This is a genomic window from Streptoverticillium olivoreticuli subsp. olivoreticuli (assembly GCF_003391135.1).
GTDB classification, from domain to species: domain Bacteria; phylum Actinomycetota; class Actinomycetes; order Streptomycetales; family Streptomycetaceae; genus Streptomyces; species Streptomyces blastmyceticus.
The window spans coordinates 3,209,020-3,226,076 of record NZ_CP031455.1; the positions used below are offsets into that span (position 1 = coordinate 3,209,020).

General features: G+C 74.5%; 13 protein-coding genes and 1 pseudogene. 7 read left to right on the forward strand and 7 right to left on the reverse strand.

Going from position 1 to position 17,057, the window contains the following annotated elements:
- Positions 1-7 precede the first annotated feature (7 nt).
- From DXZ73_RS13580 to rsmH, 3 genes are all read right to left on the reverse strand, one after another.
- A complete protein-coding gene (locus DXZ73_RS13580; protein ID WP_116211253.1) occupies positions 8-1,936 on the reverse strand; it encodes a peptidoglycan D,D-transpeptidase FtsI family protein in 1,929 nt (642 codons plus the stop codon).
- Positions 1,937-2,014: 78 nt separating this feature from the next.
- Entirely contained in the window at positions 2,015-2,593 is a 579-nt protein-coding gene (locus tag DXZ73_RS13585) for a septum formation initiator family protein (RefSeq protein WP_116211254.1), read from the reverse strand.
- Entirely contained in the window at positions 2,590-3,549 is a 960-nt protein-coding gene (gene rsmH / locus DXZ73_RS13590; RefSeq protein WP_116211255.1) for a 16S rRNA (cytosine(1402)-N(4))-methyltransferase RsmH, read from the reverse strand. Before rsmH ends, DXZ73_RS13585 begins: the two co-directional genes overlap by 4 nt.
- A 432-nt stretch (positions 3,550-3,981) precedes the next feature.
- Here rsmH and DXZ73_RS13595 point away from each other — a divergent pair, with 432 nt between their 5' ends.
- The 4 genes and pseudogenes from DXZ73_RS13595 to DXZ73_RS13610 all read left to right on the forward strand — a co-directional run bounded on the left by DXZ73_RS13595 (position 3,982) and on the right by DXZ73_RS13610 (position 9,884).
- A complete protein-coding gene (locus tag DXZ73_RS13595; protein ID WP_116211256.1) occupies positions 3,982-4,542 on the forward strand; it encodes a beta-class carbonic anhydrase in 561 nt (186 codons plus the stop codon).
- A gap of 151 nt (positions 4,543-4,693) precedes the next feature.
- A complete protein-coding gene (locus DXZ73_RS13600) occupies positions 4,694-5,716 on the forward strand; it encodes an AAA family ATPase (protein WP_116211257.1) in 1,023 nt (340 codons plus the stop codon).
- Positions 5,716-7,053, forward strand: a pseudogene (locus DXZ73_RS13605) (DUF58 domain-containing protein); the annotation flags it as partial. The gene DXZ73_RS13600 and the pseudogene DXZ73_RS13605, both read left to right, overlap by 1 nt.
- 353 nt (positions 7,054-7,406) lie before the next feature.
- Entirely contained in the window at positions 7,407-9,884 is a 2,478-nt protein-coding gene (locus DXZ73_RS13610) for a transglutaminase TgpA family protein (protein ID WP_116215600.1), read from the forward strand.
- Positions 9,885-10,043: 159 nt separating this feature from the next.
- Here DXZ73_RS13610 and DXZ73_RS13615 read toward each other — a convergent pair whose 3' ends face one another.
- Both DXZ73_RS13615 and DXZ73_RS13620 read right to left on the reverse strand, forming a co-directional pair.
- The gene (locus tag DXZ73_RS13615) at positions 10,044-10,451 is read right to left on the reverse strand and encodes a DUF3040 domain-containing protein (RefSeq protein WP_116211259.1); all 408 of its coding nucleotides are present in this window, start codon (positions 10,449-10,451) and stop codon (positions 10,044-10,046) included.
- A gap of 238 nt (positions 10,452-10,689) precedes the next feature.
- Entirely contained in the window at positions 10,690-11,454 is a 765-nt protein-coding gene (locus DXZ73_RS13620; RefSeq protein WP_116211260.1) for a methyltransferase, read from the reverse strand.
- Between the two features lie 284 nt (positions 11,455-11,738).
- Between DXZ73_RS13620 and DXZ73_RS13625 the strand changes: the two genes are divergently transcribed.
- The 3 genes from DXZ73_RS13625 (at position 11,739) to DXZ73_RS13635 (ending at position 14,918) form a co-directional block, all read left to right on the forward strand.
- Positions 11,739-12,380: a TetR/AcrR family transcriptional regulator gene (locus tag DXZ73_RS13625; RefSeq protein ID WP_116211261.1), complete on the forward strand. Its 642-nt coding sequence runs from the start codon at positions 11,739-11,741 to the stop codon at positions 12,378-12,380.
- A 335-nt stretch (positions 12,381-12,715) separates the two neighbouring features.
- Entirely contained in the window at positions 12,716-13,354 is a 639-nt protein-coding gene (locus DXZ73_RS13630; protein WP_116211262.1) for a DUF4126 domain-containing protein, read from the forward strand.
- Between the two features lie 31 nt (positions 13,355-13,385).
- Positions 13,386-14,918 carry a phytoene desaturase family protein gene (locus DXZ73_RS13635; RefSeq protein WP_116211263.1) on the forward strand — a complete coding sequence of 511 codons (1,533 nt, stop codon included), beginning with the start codon at positions 13,386-13,388 and terminating at the stop codon, positions 14,916-14,918.
- A 258-nt stretch (positions 14,919-15,176) separates the two neighbouring features.
- On the opposite strand, the gene DXZ73_RS13640 is transcribed toward DXZ73_RS13635, so the two are convergent.
- Both DXZ73_RS13640 and metF read right to left on the reverse strand, forming a co-directional pair.
- A complete protein-coding gene (locus tag DXZ73_RS13640; protein WP_116211264.1) occupies positions 15,177-16,034 on the reverse strand; it encodes a hypothetical protein in 858 nt (285 codons plus the stop codon).
- 40 nt (positions 16,035-16,074) lie between these two features.
- Positions 16,075-16,992 (reverse strand): methylenetetrahydrofolate reductase [NAD(P)H], encoded by a 918-nt coding sequence (gene metF, locus DXZ73_RS13645; RefSeq protein WP_116211265.1) that lies wholly within the window; start codon positions 16,990-16,992, stop codon positions 16,075-16,077.
- Positions 16,993-17,057 lie beyond the last annotated feature (65 nt).

Below are 17,057 nucleotides of genomic sequence, written 5' to 3' on the forward strand. Positions count from 1 at the left end.
CTCCGGGTCACTGGCCGTCGTAGCTCACCGGCAGCCGCGGGGGCTCGGTGCCGGACGGCGGTACCTGGAGGGTCTTGAGCGCGAACTCCATGACCTGCTTGAAGACGGGGCCGCAGATCTGGCCGCCGAAGTAACTGCCCTTGGTGGGGTTCTGGATGGCGCAGTAGACGGTGATCCGGGGCTGGTCGGCGGGGGCGAAGCCGGCGAAGGAGGCGGTGTAGCCGTGGTAGCGGCCGGTGTGCGGGTCCACCCGGTTGGAGGTGCCGGTCTTGCCCGCGACGCGGTAGCCGGGGATCTTCGCCTTGGTTCCGGTGCCCTCCCGGTCGTCGACGACGGACTCCAGCATGGTGGCGAGCTCCCGGGCGGTCTTCTCGCTGACGACGCGGGTCCGCTGCGGGGCCGGGGCGGGGGCGAAGCGGCCGTCGGGGCCCTTGGTGCCGCGGACGAGGGTGGGCTGGATGCGCTGCCCGCCGCCCGCGATCGTGGAGTAGACGGAGGCGGCCTGCACGGCGTTCAGGGACAGGCCCTGGCCGAAGGGGATCGTGTACTGCTGGGATTCGCTCCACTTGCCCGGCTTCGCCAGGATTCCGGAGGTCTCGCCGGGGAAGCCGAGGCCGGTGGGCGCCCCGATGCCGAACTTCCGCAGGTAGGAGTCGAGGACCTCGTTGGCCTGCGGCCGGGTGGCGCCGAGCCGCTCGGCGGCGAGGATCGTGCCGATGTTGCTGGACTTGGCGAGCACCCCGTTGAGGGTGAGGTGCCAGGTGGCGTGGTCGATGTCGTCGGCGAAGGACCGGTCGGCGCGCAGCAGCCGGTTCGGGACCTCCACCCGGGTCTCCGGGGTGGCCTTGTCCTCCTCCAGGACGGCCGCCATGGTCATCACCTTGCTGACGCTGCCCGGTTCGTAGGCGTCCTGGAGCGCGGCGTTGCCGAGGGCGCCGCTGTCGGCGTGGGCGAGGTCGTTGGGGTCGTAGCCGGGGGCGTTGGCCATGGCCAGGACCTCGCCGGTGCGGGTGTCCTGGACGACGACGTAGCCGCGGTCCGCCTGCGACTCCTGCACCTGCTGGGTGATGGCGCTCTGGGCGGCCCACTGGATGTCCCGGTCGATGGTCAGCTCGATGTCGGAGCCGGGCACGGCGGGCTGTTCCTTGACGTCCCCGGTGGGCACCTGGCGGCCGCCGGACTGGGCGTAGACGAGCTTGCCGTCCCGGCCCGCGAGCGCCTTGTCGAGCTGTGCCTCGACACCGCCGCCGCCCCGGCCCTCGGAGTTGACGAAGCCCAGTATCCCGGCGGCGAGGTCGCCGTTGGGGTAGACGCGCTTGCTGTGGGGTTCGCGGTTGATGCCCGCGAGGACGTCGGCGCCCTTCTTCTTCGCCGCCTTCTGCGCGGAGGTCTTCTTCAGCTCCTTGATCCGGTTCCAGACCTGGGGGCTCTGCCGGCGGGCGAGGACGACGTACTTCGAGCGGGGGTTGGCGGTGAGCTTCTGCTCCAGGACGGCGGGCCGCTCGTCGAGTACGGGGGCGAGCAGCCCGGCGGCCTTCCGGGCGGCGCCGTCGGCCTTGATCCGCTCGGGGGTCAGCAGGTCGGGGGCGGCGGTGATGTCGTACGCGTCGACGGTGGTGGCCAGGTCCACCCCGGTGCGGTCGGTGATGGTGCCGCGCTCGGCGGCGAGGGTGACCGGGATGTAGCGGTTGACGTTGGCCCGGGCCGCGTACGCGCTCGCGTCGACGGCCTGCACCTGCAGGAGCCGCACGGTGAAGGCCAGCAGGACGAGGGTGAGCCCGAAGCCGACCAGCCGCAGCCGGGGCCGCGGGCTGCCGAGCCGCAGGGACTGCGCCCCGGGGCGGGGCGGGCGGGCGGCGGGCCGGGCGGGGCCGGGCACGCTCCGGCGGGCGGCGCCGGACTGCCGGGGCGGTCTGGGGGCCTTGGGGGCGGTCATGACGCACCGGCCGCGGCTCGGGCCCGCGGGAGGTGCGGGAAGCTCGGGGGCAGGGCCCCGGAGGAAAGCGGCACAGCGTCACCTGCCGGTGGTCGGAGCGGTCTTCTCTGCCGTACGGGCGAGGGGCACGAGCAGGGGCCCGGTGCCGGTGAGATACGGGACGTGCGGCAGCGCGTCCGGGCCGGCGGCCGGGGCGGCCGGGACACCGGTGCCGGGCGGCAGGCCGGGGGCGGGGACGGCGGCCGGTGCGGGCCGGGACGCGGGGGCCAGCTGGGTGGTGAGGTTCGCGGCGTCCTCCTGGCCGGCCGGGGCCGGCGAGCCGCGGACGGTGCCGTCGGGGCTGAGGAAGGCGGGGCTGCCGCCGGGGATCATGCCGAGCTTGCGGGCCTGGCGCTCCAGGGCGTCCGGGGCGGCGAGCCGGTCGACCTCCTGCTGGAGCGCCTGCTGCTCGTCGGTGAGCTCGGTGGTCTTGCGCTGGAGCTTGGTGAGCTCGAAGGAGCCCTGGTTGAGCGCGGAGTTGAGGACCAGCAGCGAGATCAGCCCGGAGCCGAGCAGCACCACCACGAGGAAGACGAACGGGGTGCGCTTCGCCCCGGCCGGGCCCGCTGCCCGCAGCCGGCCGAGCCGGGTGCCCCGGCCGCGGGCGGCGGGCGTCATGGGGCGTCCTCCCGGATGCGTTCGGCGCCCCGCAGCCGGGCGGGGGCGGCCCGCCGGTTCTCGGCGACCTCCTCCTCGGTCGGCAGCTCCGCGCCGCGGGTGAGCAGCTTCAGGCGGGGCTGGTAGCGCTCGGGGACCACGGGCAGCCCGGGGGGCGCGGTGTTGGCGGCGCCGGCCGCGAAGACCTGCTTGACGATCCGGTCCTCCAGCGACTGGTAGGAGAGCACGGCGATCCGCCCGCCGACCGCGAGGGCCGCGACGGCGGCCGGGATGGCCTGCTCGACGCTGGCCAGCTCGGCGTTGACCTCGATCCGCAGGGCCTGGAAGGTGCGCTTGGCGGGGTTGCCGCCGGTGCGCTTGGCGGCCTGCGGCAGCGAGTCGCGGATCAGCTCGACGAGCCGGGCGCTGTTGCTGAACGGCTCCTTCTCGCGCTCCCGGACGATGGCCGAGACGATCCGCTTGGCCTGCTTCTCCTCGCCGTACGCGCGCAGGATGCGCACCAGTTCGCCGGGCGCGTAGGTGTTGAGGACCTCGGCGGCGCTGATGCCGGCCGTCTGGTCCATGCGCATGTCCAGCGGCGCGTCCTGCGCGTAGGCGAAGCCGCGGTCGGCCTCGTCGAGCTGCATGGAGGAGACGCCGAGGTCGAAGAGGACGCCCTGGACCTTGGGGATGCCGAGCCGCTCCAGCACCTCGGGCAGCTCGTGGTAGACGGCGCGGACCAGGGTGGCGCGGTCGCCGTAGGGGGCCAGCCGCTCCCCGGCGAGGGCGAGGGCGGTGGGGTCGCGGTCGAGGGCGACGAGCCGGGCCTCGGGGAACCGCGCGAGCAGCGCCTCGCTGTGCCCGCCGGCGCCCAGGGTGCAGTCGACGACGACGGCGCCGGGCCCGGTGAGGGCGGGAGCGAGCATGTCCAGGCAGCGCTGGAGCATGACGGGGACGTGTCGCGCGTTGCTGCTCATGCGCCCTTCTGAGATTCGGCGGGCCCGGGTGCGGGCACGGGCGTACGCACCGCCGGGTCCCCGCCCGCCCCAAGGGGAAGCGGCCGGATCCGGCACCGGGGAAGTGGCGCCGGGCGACCGGGGAGCGGGAGGAGGCCGAGAGGTACGTACGCGTCGCGCCGTTGCGGGTATTCGGTTCCAAGGGGAGCGTCAGGCCTCCCACTTCGCGCCACTTTAGTCCACTCGTCCCCCTGGTCAACCAACCGGCCAGCGCGTCCCGGCGGCGGTGCGCGGGTGGCGGGGAGGGGCCGGCCGATCATGGACCACGCCCCTCTCACCCATATGGCGGCATGGACCGCGACCTTGTGGCTTACCTCACAGAAGGGCATGTCAGCGGCGTTTTTACCATGGCGGGACGGGCCGTCGGGCCCCCGGCCGACTACCTTCGTTCATATGTCGATATCCGCGTCCCAGCCGACGCCCCGGAGCTCCGCCGGGGCCCGTGCCCTCGAACCGGGCACCGTCACCGACCGTCTCGTTCAGGCCAACGCCGAGTACGCCTCCGCATTCGTCGATCCCGGGATGGACGCCCGTCCCGTCCTCAAGGTCGCCGTGGTCGCCTGCATGGACGCCCGCCTCGACCTGCACGCCGCGCTCGGCCTGGAGCTCGGCGACTGCCACACCATCCGCAACGCCGGCGGTGTGGTCACCGACGACATCATCCGCTCTCTGACGATCAGCCAGCGGGCGCTCGGCACCCGCTCGGTGGTACTGATCCACCACACCGGCTGCGGCCTGCTGACCCTCACCGAGGACTTCCGGCACGAGATCGAGGCCGAGGTCGGCCAGCGTCCGGCGTGGGCGGTGGAGGCGTTCAAGGACCTGGATCAGGACGTCCGCCAGTCCATGCAACGGGTGCGGACCTCGCCGTTCCTCCCCCACACCGACGACGTGCGTGGCTTCGTCTTCGATGTGACGACGGGTCTGCTGCGCGAGATCGACCCACGGCACTGAGTTATCCACAGGCGGTGACGGATCGCCGCCCGGGCGGCCAGAATGCGTAGATGGAAGCCGCCTCCGCCACCGCGGGGCGCGGTGTCCGTATGTCGGGGTGGGCCGGGTCCGTGGTCGGACGCGGCCCACGGGACGGGCCGAGGAGGGCCGGGTGACGACCTATGAAGAGCGAGCGAGCCTCAGCGATCTGACCGCCACCGCCGAGCGGGTGCACCGGGCGGTCGAGGGTGTGATCGAGGGCAAGCCCGAGGTCGTACGGCTCTCGCTGACCGTGCTGCTCGCCGAGGGGCATCTGCTGATCGAGGATGTGCCGGGGGTGGGCAAGACCATGCTCGCCAAGGCGCTGGCCCGGTCGATCGACTGCTCGGTGCGGCGCATCCAGTTCACGCCGGACCTGCTCCCGTCCGACATCACGGGCGTGAGCGTCTTCGACCAGCAGCGGCGGGACTTCGAGTTCAAGCCGGGCGCGATCTTCGCGCAGATCGTGATCGGCGACGAGATCAACCGCGCCTCCCCCAAGACCCAGTCGGCGCTGCTGGAGTCGATGGAGGAGCGGCAGGTCACCGTCGACGGGCACACCTATGAACTGCCCAGCCCCTTCATGGTGGTGGCCACGCAGAACCCGGTCGAGATGGAGGGCACCTATCCGCTGCCCGAGGCGCAGCGCGACCGCTTCATGGCCCGGGTCTCGATGGGCTATCCGAGCCCGGAGGCCGAGCTGCGGATGCTCGACACGCACGGCGTGGTGCCCCCGCTCGACGACCTCCAGCCCGTCGCGCACGCCCACGACATCGTCAAGCTCGTCGACGCGGTCCGCACCGTGCACGTCTCCGAACCCGTGCGGCGGTACGCGGTGGATCTGGTCACCGCGACCCGGCACCACCCCGATCTGAGACTCGGCGCCTCGCCGAGAGCGACGCTGCACCTGGTGCGGGCGGCGAAGGCGGCGGCGGCCATGGCCGGCCGCGAGTTCGTCCTCCCCGACGACGTGCAGGCCCTGGCCGTGGCGGTGCTCGCGCACCGGCTGCTGCCCACCGCCCAGGCCCAGCTGAACCGGCGCACGGCCGAGCAGGTCGTCTTCGAGATCCTCCAGCGCACCCCGGTGCCCGACCTGTCCGCGCAGGCCTGGGGGCAGCAGCACGGCCGTCATCAGCCGGGCGCGCGGCGGCTGTGATGGCCTCGGGGGAGGCGGGCCGGGGGGCGGGCCCGCGGACCGGCGGCGGGGACGGGGCGGGGGGCGGGCTGTGGTCCTCCCTCGGCGGGCTGACCACCCGCGGCCGCTCCTTCCTGGCCGCGGGCATCGCGGCGACGGGCTGCTCCTATGTGCTGGGCCAGTCCGATCTGCTGCGGGTCGGGCTGTTGCTGACGGTGCTGCCGCTGGTGTGCGTGGTCGTGCTGCACGGCACCCGGCACCGGGTCACCGGCAGCCGGGGGCTGTCGCCGTCCCGGGTGCCCGCCGGGTCCGAGGCACGGGTGCACCTGCGGGTCGACAATGTCTCGCGGCTGCCCACGGGGCTGCTGATGCTCCAGGACCGCGTGCCGTATGTCCTGGGGCCGCGCCCCCGCTTCGTGCTGGACCGGGTGGAGCCGGGCGGGCGGCGCGAGGTGTCCTACCGCGTCCGGTCCGAACTGCGCGGCCGCTATCCGCTCGGGCCGCTGCAACTGCGGCTGACAGACCCTTTCGGGATGTGCGAGCTGACCCGTGGGTTCAGCGCCTTCGACACGCTGACCGTCGTGCCGCGCGTCGTTCCCCTGCCGCCGGTGCGGCTGGGCGGCGAGGCCACGGGCTATGGCGACGGACGGCAGCGGTCGCTGGCCCTGGCCGGCGCGGACGACATCATTCCGCGTGGTTACCGCCACGGTGACGACCTGCGCCGGGTGCACTGGCGCTCCACCGCGCGCTACGGCGAGCTGATGGTCCGCCGGGAGGAGCAGCCCCAACGCGCCCACTGCACGGTGCTGCTGGACACCCGGGGCGTCGCCTATGACGGCATGGGGCCCGACTCCCCCTTCGAGTGGGCCGTGTCCGGGGCCGCTTCCGCCGCGGCGCACCTGCTGGAGCGCGGCTTCTCGGTGCGGCTGCTCACCGACGCCGGGAGCTCGGTGCCGGGCCCGGACGGCATGGGCGGCCACTCCGGTTCCTCCCACGACCCGGCGGAGGCCGTGGGTCTGCTGCTCGACACCCTGGCCGTGGTGGACCACTCCGACGGGGAGAGCCTCTCCCCGGCCCATGAGGCGCTGCGCGGTGGCGGCGGAGGGCTGCTCGTCGCGTTCTTCGGCGACCTGGACGAGCAGCAGACGGCGCTGGCCGGACAGATGCGCCGGCGCAGCGGCACGGCGGTCGCCTTCGTGCTGGACCGTTCCGCGTGGCCGCACGACGACCACCCCCCACGCCCCGGTCACGGTGCCGAGCAGCGGCTGCGCGCGCTGCGCGAGGCGGGCTGGACGGCCCTGGCCGTCACACCGGGCGCATCCATGGCGGAGCTGTGGCGCATGGCGGGAGCGCCGGGGGACCGTGACGCAGCGCAGGAGCGTACGAGCCATGCGGCGGGCGGGGCGGCGAACCGGCCGCCCGAGGGTCCGGCCGGAGCCACCGGCCTCCCGGGCGGTGAGGCGGCGCGTCACGCGCCCGGCGCGGCGGGCGGGCCCGGTGCCGCTGCGGCGGGCTCGTCGGACGGCCGGCCGCAGGGCGGGCCGTACGGCGGGGTGACGGACGTGGATGACGGCCGGGCGGCCGGGCGACCGGGAGGCGGCGCGGGCTCCGGCGGCTCCGGCCCCTTTGGGCCGCCCCGGCCGCCGACCGTGCCGCCCATGCCGTCCGTTCCGCCATGGCCCTCCGGGCCGCCGTCGACAAAGGGGTTCGGATGAGTGGGAGCGCGCGGCTCGCCGTCTGCGCGGCGGTGGCGACGCTGGCCGCGTCCTGCGCGCTGCTGCCGTTGATCGACACCACCACGTGGATACTCCAGGCCGCGATCCTGCTCGCCGTGCAGAGCGCGGTGGGCGCGCTCGCCCGCCGGGTGCCGCTCGCCAGGGCGCTGACGGTGGCCGTGCAGGCGCTGGTCACGCTCGTGCTGCTCACCTTGGTCTTCGCCCGCTCCCAGGCGCTCGGCGGGCTGCTGCCGGGCCCCGATGTCTTCCGGGAGTTCGGGCAGTTGCTCCAGGAGGGCGCGGACGACGTCGGGCGGTATGCCATCCCGGCACCGGCGACGGCCGGCATCCGGCTGATGCTGGTCGGGGGCCTGCTGGCGGTCGGCCTGATCGTGGACGCGGTCGCGGTGACCTGGCGCAGCGCGGCGCCCGCCGGGCTGCCGCTGCTCGCGCTCTACTCCATCGCGGCGGGGCTGGCCCAGAGCGGCAGGGACTGGCTGTGGTTCCTGGTGGCGGCGGCCGGTTATCTGCTGCTGCTCCTGGCCGAGGGCCGGGACCGGCTCGCCCGGTGGGGCCGGGTCTTCGGCGGCGGCGCCCGGTCGCGGTCCCCGGGGTTCCTGGCCTCCGGCGCGGGTCCCGCCCTCGCGCCGGTGCGCACCGGCCGCAGGATCGGGGCCCTCGCGCTGGGGATCGCGCTGGCGGTGCCCGCCGTGCTGCCGACGATGGAGGGCGGGCTGCTGGAGCCGCGGGACCGGGCGGCCGGTCCCGCGCGGGGTGACAGCTCGGGCTTCGACGCCGTCCGCCCGCTGGTCTCGCTCCGGGACAGCCTGAACCAGCCGGAGAACCGCGAGGTCATGCGCTATCGCACGTCCACGGAGAGCACGCGGGAGCTGTATCTGCGCATTGTCGCGCTCGACCGCTTCGACGGCGCGTCGTGGCAGCCGTCCGAGCGCCGCGTCACCGACGTCCCGGACATGCTGCCCACCCCCGCGGGCCTCGCCCCGGGGGTGCGCACGGACCCGGTGAACACCTCGATCGCCGCCGCCGGTTCGTACGCGCAGAACTACCTGCCGCTCCCCTACCCCTCCGAGCGGGTCCGCGTGGACGGCCGGTGGCGGTACGAACCGGAGGGCCGCACCATCGCCGGCGACCGCGGGCAGACCACCCGGGGCGTCCGCTATCAGGTGTCGAGCCTCCTCGTGGAGCCGACGGCCGCGCAGCTCGCGGGGGCGCCCGCGCCGCGCGAGGAGGTGCTGCGGGAGTACACCAAGGTGCCGGGGTCGCTGCCGGAGGTGGTGGGGGCGACGGCCAGGAAGGTGACCGCCGGTTCGGCGAACGCGTATCAGCAGGCGGTGAAGCTCCAGGACTGGTTCGCGGTCGACGGCGGCTTCACCTACGACACGGAGGTCGCGTCGGGCGGCGGCAGCGACGCCATCGCGAAGTTCCTGGAGGCCAAGCGGGGCTTCTGCATCCACTTCTCGTTCTCCATGGCGGCCATGGCACGGACGCTGGGCATCCCCGCCCGGGTGGCCGTCGGCTTCACCCCGGGCACCCCGCAGTCGGACGGCTCGATGTCGGTCGGTTCCAAGGACGCGCACGCCTGGCCGGAGCTGTATTTCGAGGGCGTCGGCTGGACCCGGTTCGAGCCGACGCCGAGCCGGGGCACGGCCCCCGACTACACCGTGGCGCAGGAGCCGTCCGCCGCCGATCCGGGGGTGCCCGCGCCGCTGCCCGACCGGAGCGCCGCGCCGTCGGCCCGCCCGCCCGCGCCGGGCGGCTGCACCCCGCAGTTGCGGCGGCTGGGCGAGTGCCCGGCGGCAGCCGAGGCGGCCGCGGCGGGCGGGGGTCACGACGGGGGGCTGTCGCCGGGGGCGGTGGCGGGCCTCGCGGTGGGCGGGCTCGCCGTGCTGGCGCTGCCCCTGCTGCCGCTGTGGCGGCGAAGGCTGCGGGCCCGGCGGCTCGCGGGCGCCGGACGGCACGCGGATGCGCCCCCGGCGAGCGCGCCGAGTGTCGCCGGGGAAACCGCGGCCCCACCCGAGCCGGGCGTGGAGCGCACCCTGGCCGCCTGGGCCGAACTGACCGATTCCGCCTGGGATTACGGCGTCCCGCCCGACGATTCACGGACGCCCCGGAGCGCGGCGGCGCGCATCGTGCGGCTCGGCGGGCTGACGGGCGCGGCCGAGGAGTCCGCGCACCGGGTCGCCACCGCGGTCGAGCAGGTGCTGTACGCGCAGCGGCCCCGGCCGACCGCGGGTCTGGCGGACGACGTCGAGCGCGTACGGGCGGGCCTGCGCGCCTCGGTGGGGCGGTCCGCCCGGGTGCGGGCCGTGGTCGCTCCGCGTTCGGCGGCCCGGCTGTTGTGGGGGTTCTCCCGGCGGCGCGCGGCGGCGGCCGGGCGGTTGCGGTCCGGACGGCTGGGCACGGCCTGGCGGCGCGCGGGCGGGGCGCTCCGTACGGCCCGCGACCGGATTTGACGGACAGTCAGGAAGGCGGGGGCGGCGGCCGGCAGCCGGACGAGGCGTCCCGAAGTGGGGGGCGTCTCAAGGCCCGGGCCGCATCGGCGCACGGGCAACGACAAGGGGCCAGGACGGATGTCCTGGCCCCGCGTCACGCCGCTTCGGCGGCGGAAAAGCTCAGTGGCCCTGCTCGTCGCGACGGCGCTGCCATCGCTGCTCGATGCGGTCCATCACGGTGCGACGCTGCCGGGCCTGACCCCGGCCGCCCATTCCCCCCGCCGGGCCGACACCACCTGGCTGCGCACCGGGCCGGGGCGCCTTGCGCCAGCCGGTGACGGCGAGCGCCGCGCAGCCCAGCATGACCAGGAAGCCCACCACACTGATCCAGTACTGTCCCGGAATCATCACGCCGGCCATCAGGAGCGCGATGCCCACCAGAAACCCGGCGACCGCCTGGTATACCCGTCGCCGGGTGTACGTGCGCAGGCCGCTGCCCTCGAGCGCTGTCGCGAACTTGGGATCTTCGGCGTACAGCGCTCGCTCCATCTGCTCGAGCATGCGCTGCTCGTGCTCCGAGAGCGGCACGGAGTCCTCCTACTCGTCGGTCGCGGGGGGCGACCGGGGTGCGACCCTTTCAGGATAGGCAGGGAATCGCCCCCATGAAACCCGCCCCTCTGCGCCAATTCGCCCACCGATGTCAGTGTGGCGATCGGTGGTGTCGGGACGTACATTCCCTCTCCGCCGATGCGCCATGCCGGACGGTGTCCCCCGATCATACGGGGCGAAGCCGCTGATCGGGTGGCCGGTCACCTACCGCGTGCGATCAGCCACGCTCGGCCAGGACGTGCAGCTGGGTGGCCACCGAGTGGAAGGCGGGCAGCTCGGCCGCGGCGGCCTCCAGCCGGAGCAGCGCGTCCATGGCGCCGGGCTCGGCGTCCAGCAGCACACCGGGCACAAGGTCGGCGAAGACGCGCACGCCGTGCACCGCGCCGACCTCCAGACCGGCCGCGGTGACCAGCTCGGAAAGCTGCTCGGCGGTGAACCGGCGGCGGACGGGGTCACCGGCGCCCCACTGCCCCGCGGGGTCGGCCAGGACCTGGCGGGCCTCGGTGAAGTGACCGGCGAGGGCCCGGCCCAGCACGGCGCCGCCGAGGCCCGCGGCCAGCAGGCTGAGGGTGCCGGAGGGGCGGAGCGCCTCGACGACGTTGCGGACGCCCTCGGCGGGGTCGTCCACGTACTCCAGCACGCCGTGGCACAGGACGGCGTCGTAGGCGCCGCGCCCGACCACGTCGAACAGGCCGTGGGTGTCGCCCTGGACGCCGCGCACCCGGTCGGCGACCCCGGCCTCGGCGGCCCGGCGCTCCAGCGCGAACAGGGCGTTGGGGCTGGGGTCGACGACGGTGACCCGGTGGCCCAGCCGGGCGACGGGCACGGCGAAGTTGCCCGAGCCGCCACCGGTGTCGAGGACCTCGAGGACGCCTCCGCCCTCCCGCCCGGCGGCCTTGACCCGGCGGTCCAGGGCGTCTCGCAGGACCTCCCAGACCACGGCGGTACGGAGGGACGCCCGGGGGCGCAGCGGGTCTGACACGGCGGGTGGCTCCTCGGCGGTGACGTGGGACAGGAGGCGGGCGAAGGTGGCCCGGTGGTTCTCGGTGCCCCCAGCCTAGGGCCTGTCCAGGAGTTCTCTCCCCAACCCGCCCCCGGCCGCCCGGACGAGCCCCGGCTCCCGGAGGCGACGGCTCCGCGTGCTCCGCGAGGACCGCCGAACAGGGCGCTCCGACCGGCCGGTTCCGGCCCGGGCGAACGCCCGTGGGCGGGCGTGCGGTCGGCGGCGCCTGACGGCGGCAGGTCGGCGGCAGGGAGAATCTCTTCATGGACAGCAGCGACAGCAGCAGTACGCGCCGTCAGAACACCCGGCGAAAGCTCTTCGAAGCCGCGGTCACCCTCATCGCCGAACAGGGCTTCTCCTCCACCACCGTGGACGAGATCGCCGAACGTGCCGGAGTCGCGAAGGGCACGGTCTACTACAACTTCGCGAGCAAGACCGTCCTCTTCGAAGAGCTGCTGCGCCACGGCATGGAGCTGCTGAGCGACGCTCTCCAACAGGCCGCCGACGCGACGGCCGGGCGCGGTGGCGGCAGGGTCGAGGCGCTGGACGCGATGGTCCGCGCCGGTCTGGACTTCATCTCCCGCTATCCCGCGCTGGCCCAGCTGTACGCGGCCGAGCTGTGGCGCACCAACCGGGCCTGGCAGCCGACGCTGGCGCAGGTGCGGCAGCGGGCGCTCGCCGTGATCGAGCGCGTCCTCGCGGAGGCGGTGGAGGAAGGCGAACTGAGCACGGAGGTCGATGTCCCGCTGACGGCGGCCGCGTTGTTCGGGATGGTGCTGGTGGCCGCGCTGGACCGGCAGTCGTTCCAGCCGGAGCGGTCGGTCGACGAGGTGCACGCGGCGCTGTCGCAGCTGTTGCAGGGGCGGGTGGGCGGCGGCATCCGCCAGCCGCAGGGCGGCGCCTGACCCGGGCGGGGCCCATACCGCCGGAACGTACGGGCAAGGCGCTGCTCCGGCGCCGGCCGATCCCCCTCGGCCGACGCCGGAGCAGCGTTCCCCCGTGCTCCCCCGAGCCCCCGTTCTCCGTCCGGGAGCCCCCGGCCCCCGGTCACGTCAGGGCCGCCGCGCCGTTCCGCCGCCCCGTGTCGGCGGTGCCGGCGCGGACGCCCCTTCCGTGGACACCACTCTTCCTTCCCCCGGGGCATGCCCCATCCGCGCAGCTACTCATCTCCTCTTCTGAGTACGCGTACTCAGCCTTGAGCTTTCGGACGCAGTCGGACGCCCCGGATACGATCACGGGCGTGTCGGTGCTTCCGTTGGTTTTCACGAGTGGCTGGGCGAGCGGTGTCAACGCCTATGCCGTGGTCCTGCTGCTCGGCGTGCTGGGCGCGACCGGCGCCACCGACCAGGTGCCGGACGCGCTCCAGCGCCCGGACGTCCTGATCGCGGCCGGTGTGCTCTTCCTCTGCGAGGCGGTCGCCGACAAGATCCCTTATGTGGACTCGGCCTGGGACGCGGTGCACACGGTCGTCAGGCCGATCGCGGGCGCGGTGGTCGGGGCGCTGCTGGCCGGGCAGAGCGGTTCGCTGTCGGACCTCGCGGCGGGCGCGGTGGGCGGCGGGACCGCTCTGGTGAGCCATCTGGTCAAGGCGGGCACCAGGGCGGCGATCAATACGTCGCCCGAGCCCGCCAGCAACTTCGTGATGAGCACGGTCGAGGATCTGGGCGTCGCCGGGATCGTCGTCTTCGCGCTGTTCCACCCGCTGGCCGCGGCGATCATCGCGGCGGTGCTGCTGGGGCTGGGGATCGCCGTGGTGGCGTTCTTCTGGACGCGGATCCGCCGCTACTGGCGGCGCAGGCGGCAGCGGCGCGCGGAGAAGACCGCGGCCTGGCCTGCCGGACCCGACGGGCGCGACGGTGCGCGGCGGCCGTCGGCCTGAGCTGTCGGTGCCGCCGGATAAAGTCGCTCCCATGGCACGGATTGCGGTGATCGGCGCCGGGATGGGCGCGATGGCGGCTGCTGCCCGGCTGGCCGTCGCGGGCCACCGGGTGGCGGTGTACGAGCGGGCGGCGACGTACGGCGGCGGCGTCGGCCGGCTGACGAGGGACGGCTTCGCCTTCGACACGGGGCCGGGGTTGCTGCATCTTCCCGCCGTCTACCGCGACTTGTTCGTGAAGACGGGCAAGGAGCCGCTGGAGCGGTGCGTCGACCTCGTGCAGGTCGACCCGGCGAGCAGCCACGTCTTCGCCGACGGCACGGTGGTCCCGCTGCCCAACGCCTCGCGCGCCGGTGTGGTCCGGGCGCTGGACGAGGCGGTCGGCCCGGGCGCGGGCGAGCGCTGGAGCGATCTGGTCAACCGGGCGCGCGAGGTCTGGGACGCCACGCGGCGGCCGCTGCTGGAGGAGCCGCTGCGCGCGGACCCCGCGGCCCGTGAGCCGCTGGGGCGCGACCCCTATCCGGCGGTGCGCAGGCGCGGGTTGTTCCGGCGCAGCGCCCCGGTCACGCTCGCCTCCGTCGCGGAGCGGGAGTTGAGGGACCCCCGGCTGGTCGCGCTCCTGGAGAGCCACGCCCTGGCGTACGGGCTGGACCCCCGGCACACCCCCGCGAGCGCGACGGTGCTGCCGTACATGGAGCAGACCTTCGGCAGTTGGTATGTGCGCGGGGGGATACGGGGGCTCGCCGACGCGCTGTACGAGCGGTGCGTGGCCCGAAAGGTCGAGTTCCGCTTCGGCGAGGAGGTCGTGGGCCTCTTCGAGAAGGACGGGTGTGCCGCCGGTGTGGAGCTGGCCGGTGGCGCGGTGGCCGAGGCGGAGATGGTGGTCGCCGGGGTGTCCCCGGGGCGGCTGGCCGCGATCGCGCCGGGCGCGGCCGGGGGTGCCGACGGCCCCGGGAGGCCGGTGCCGCCCGGCAGGTTCACGGTCTGCCTCGCCCTGCGGGGCGCCCGGCCCGCCGCCGCGGCCCACCGCACGGTGGTCCACGGGCCGGACCGCGACGCCGAGTTGGCCGAGATCTTCCGCGCGGGCGCCGGGGTGCGCGGGCCCGGACCGTGGCGCTACCGCCCGACGGTGACCGTGCTGCGGCCGGACGACCCGGCCACGCGCCCCGACGACGGGCACGAGGCGGTCACCCTGACCGCCACGGTGGCCCCGCACGGCCAGGTCGACTGGAGCGACGAGGCGACGGCCGCGAGCTTCGCGGACCGGATGACCGACGCCGCGGAAGCGGTGCTGCCGGGGCTGCGGGAGCGGGTGCTGTGGCGGGAGGTCCGTACTCCGGCCGATGCCGAGGCGGCGACCGGCGCCGAGGGCGGCGGCGTGCCCGCGCCCGTGCTGGCCGGCGCGGACGGGCGTTTCCTGCGGCCCGGGAATGTGACGCGGGTGCCGGGCCTGTATCTCGCCGGCGGCTTCGCCCACCCGGGCGGGGGGCTGGCCCACGCGGGGATGTCGGGCGCGATGGTGGCGGGGCTGATCGTGTCGGGGACGGACTGGCGCGGCTCGGAGTGAGCGGAGGTGGGGGCGGGCGTTTCTTCCCCACCCCGCCCCTTCCCGGCTGCATCCGATTTGCGGCTCCGCCGCGTGGGGGCAAGCCCCCAGACCCCGAAGCACGCTTCGCGCGCTGTCCTCAGGCGCCGGACGGGCTGGGTATCCAGCCCGTCCGGCGCCTGAGGACGCGCCCGCAGGGCGCTGGGGGTCCGGGGTCTCCCCGGTTTCGGGAAGGGGCGGGGTGGGGGAAAGCCCGCCGGGCCCAGCCCCCTCCCCGCGTCAGTAGCGGTAGTGCTGCTCGTCGTGGCCCGGGCCCTGGCCCTGGCTCGGGTATTGCTGGGGCGGCGGCGCGTCCGTGTCGCGCTGCTGGGGGACCCAGACTCCGCCCGGCGGGGTGTCCATGTCGTACTGCGGCTGCGGCGGCTGCGGCGCGTACGCGTCCGCGGAGTACGCGCCCACCCCGTACTGCTGCTGGGGATAGGGCCCGTACTGCGGCTGCCCGTACGCGTCGTACTGCTCCTGCGGCTGCGGCCGGCTGCCGATGTAGGGGTCGGAATAGGCGGCGTACTGCCCCTGCCCGTAGTCGAATTGGCCGTCCTGCGGCGGGGCGGCCTGGTTGCCGTAGGCGTCGTACGGGGCGGCCACGGGCGGGAGATACGCCGTGTCGTCGTAGCCGTCGCCGTACGGGGCGGGCTGGTGGGCCGCGTTGGGGAGCAGGTCCGGCGCGTCGTGCTCGGTGATCTGCGGGAACATGGCGGTCTCGGGGGCCGGCTCGGGGAGCGGGTCGGCCTTCCGCCCGGCCGACCGCTCGGTCCTGCGCCGCCGCCCGGAGCGTCCCTTCTCCTCGCCCGCGGACTTCCCGCCGGCGTCGGCGCCGCCCTTGTCGCGGCGGATCGCCCAGCCCGCGGAGAACCCGCGCCGGAACGACAGCGTCACATAGGTCTGGCCGACCGCGAAGGCGATCGCGCCCACCGCGATGACCGGCACGGACGAGAGGACCACGCCCACGACGACACCGAGGAAGCCGACGAAGGCCAGCAGCCGCCAGCGCAGTCGCGCCTTGTACTGGAGCAGCACCTCGCCCAGCAGCCAGAGCGCGACGACGCCGAACGCGATGTAGAGGACCGTCCAGCCCATTTACGCCCCTCTCGTGCGGCTGTTGCCCGGGGAACAGCCGTCAGGACCGCTGGTGCAGTCCCAGATTCTCGTAGATTTCCAGCGTCGCCGTGGAGTGGTTCAGGGTAATGAAGTGCAGCCCCGGGATCCCCTCGGCCATCAGCCGTGAGCACAGCTCGGTGGCGTACTCGATCCCGATCGAGCGTACAGCGGCCGGATCGTCCTTCACCGCGAGGATCCGCTCGGCCAGTTCGGGCGGGAACGCGGCGTTGCTGAGCTGCGCGAACCGCTCGATCTGTCGGATGTTGGTGACCGGCATGATCTCGGGGATGATCGGGGTCGCGCAGCCCGCGGCCGCGACCCGGTCGCGCAGCCGCAGATAGTCCTCCGGGTAGAAGAACATCTGGGTGATCGCGAAGTCGGCGCCCGCCCGGCATTTGTCCACGAAGTGACCGATGTCGGTTTCCCAGTCGGTGGAGCGCGGGTGCATCTCGGGGAAGGCGGCGACGCCGACGCAGAAGTCGCCGGACTCCTTGATGAGCCTGACGAGTTCGGCGGCGTAGCGGACGCCCTCCGGGTGGCGCACCCACTCGCCCATGGGGTCGCCGGGCGGGTCGCCGCGCACGGCCAGCATGTTGCGGATGCCCGCGTCGGCGTACTGCCCGATGACGTTGCGCAGCTCCGCCAGCGAGTGGTTGACGGCCGTCAGGTGCGCGACAGGTGTCAGCGTCGTGTCGGTCGCGATGCGCTCGGTCGCCCGCACGGTGCCCTCACGGGAGGAGCCTCCCGCGCCGTAGGTCACGGAGACGAAGGTGGGGCCGACGGCCTCGATCCGCCGGATGGCGTTCCACAGGGTCCGCTCGCCCTTCTCCGACTTCGGGGCCGCGAACTCGAACGAATAGGACTGCTCGCCGGAAGCGAGCAGGTCACGCACTGTGCGTGCGTGGTCTGTCCTGGTGGAGGCTGTGCCAAGGGCCATATCCGCAAGTTAACCAGCGGTTCCGCGGAGCCCCAACCCACATTTGCGATATGACCGATTCGCCG

Excerpts from the sequence above, each read along its gene's own strand:
- DXZ73_RS13635 (WP_116211263.1), top strand. The coding sequence starts at position 13,386 with ATGGCACGGATTGCGGTGATCGGCGCCGGGATGGGCGCGATGGCGGCT.
- rsmH (WP_116211255.1), bottom strand. The coding sequence starts at position 3,549 with ATGAGCAGCAACGCGCGACACGTCCCCGTCATGCTCCAGCGCTGCCTG.
- DXZ73_RS13595 (WP_116211256.1), top strand. The coding sequence starts at position 3,982 with ATGTCGATATCCGCGTCCCAGCCGACGCCCCGGAGCTCCGCCGGGGCC.
- DXZ73_RS13580 (WP_116211253.1), bottom strand. The coding sequence starts at position 1,936 with ATGACCGCCCCCAAGGCCCCCAGACCGCCCCGGCAGTCCGGCGCCGCC.
- metF (WP_116211265.1), bottom strand. The coding sequence starts at position 16,992 with ATGGCCCTTGGCACAGCCTCCACCAGGACAGACCACGCACGCACAGTG.
- DXZ73_RS13640 (WP_116211264.1), bottom strand. The coding sequence starts at position 16,034 with ATGGGCTGGACGGTCCTCTACATCGCGTTCGGCGTCGTCGCGCTCTGG.
- DXZ73_RS13610 (WP_116215600.1), top strand. The coding sequence starts at position 7,407 with ATGAGTGGGAGCGCGCGGCTCGCCGTCTGCGCGGCGGTGGCGACGCTG.
- DXZ73_RS13585 (WP_116211254.1), bottom strand. The coding sequence starts at position 2,593 with ATGACGCCCGCCGCCCGCGGCCGGGGCACCCGGCTCGGCCGGCTGCGG.
- DXZ73_RS13625 (WP_116211261.1), top strand. The coding sequence starts at position 11,739 with ATGGACAGCAGCGACAGCAGCAGTACGCGCCGTCAGAACACCCGGCGA.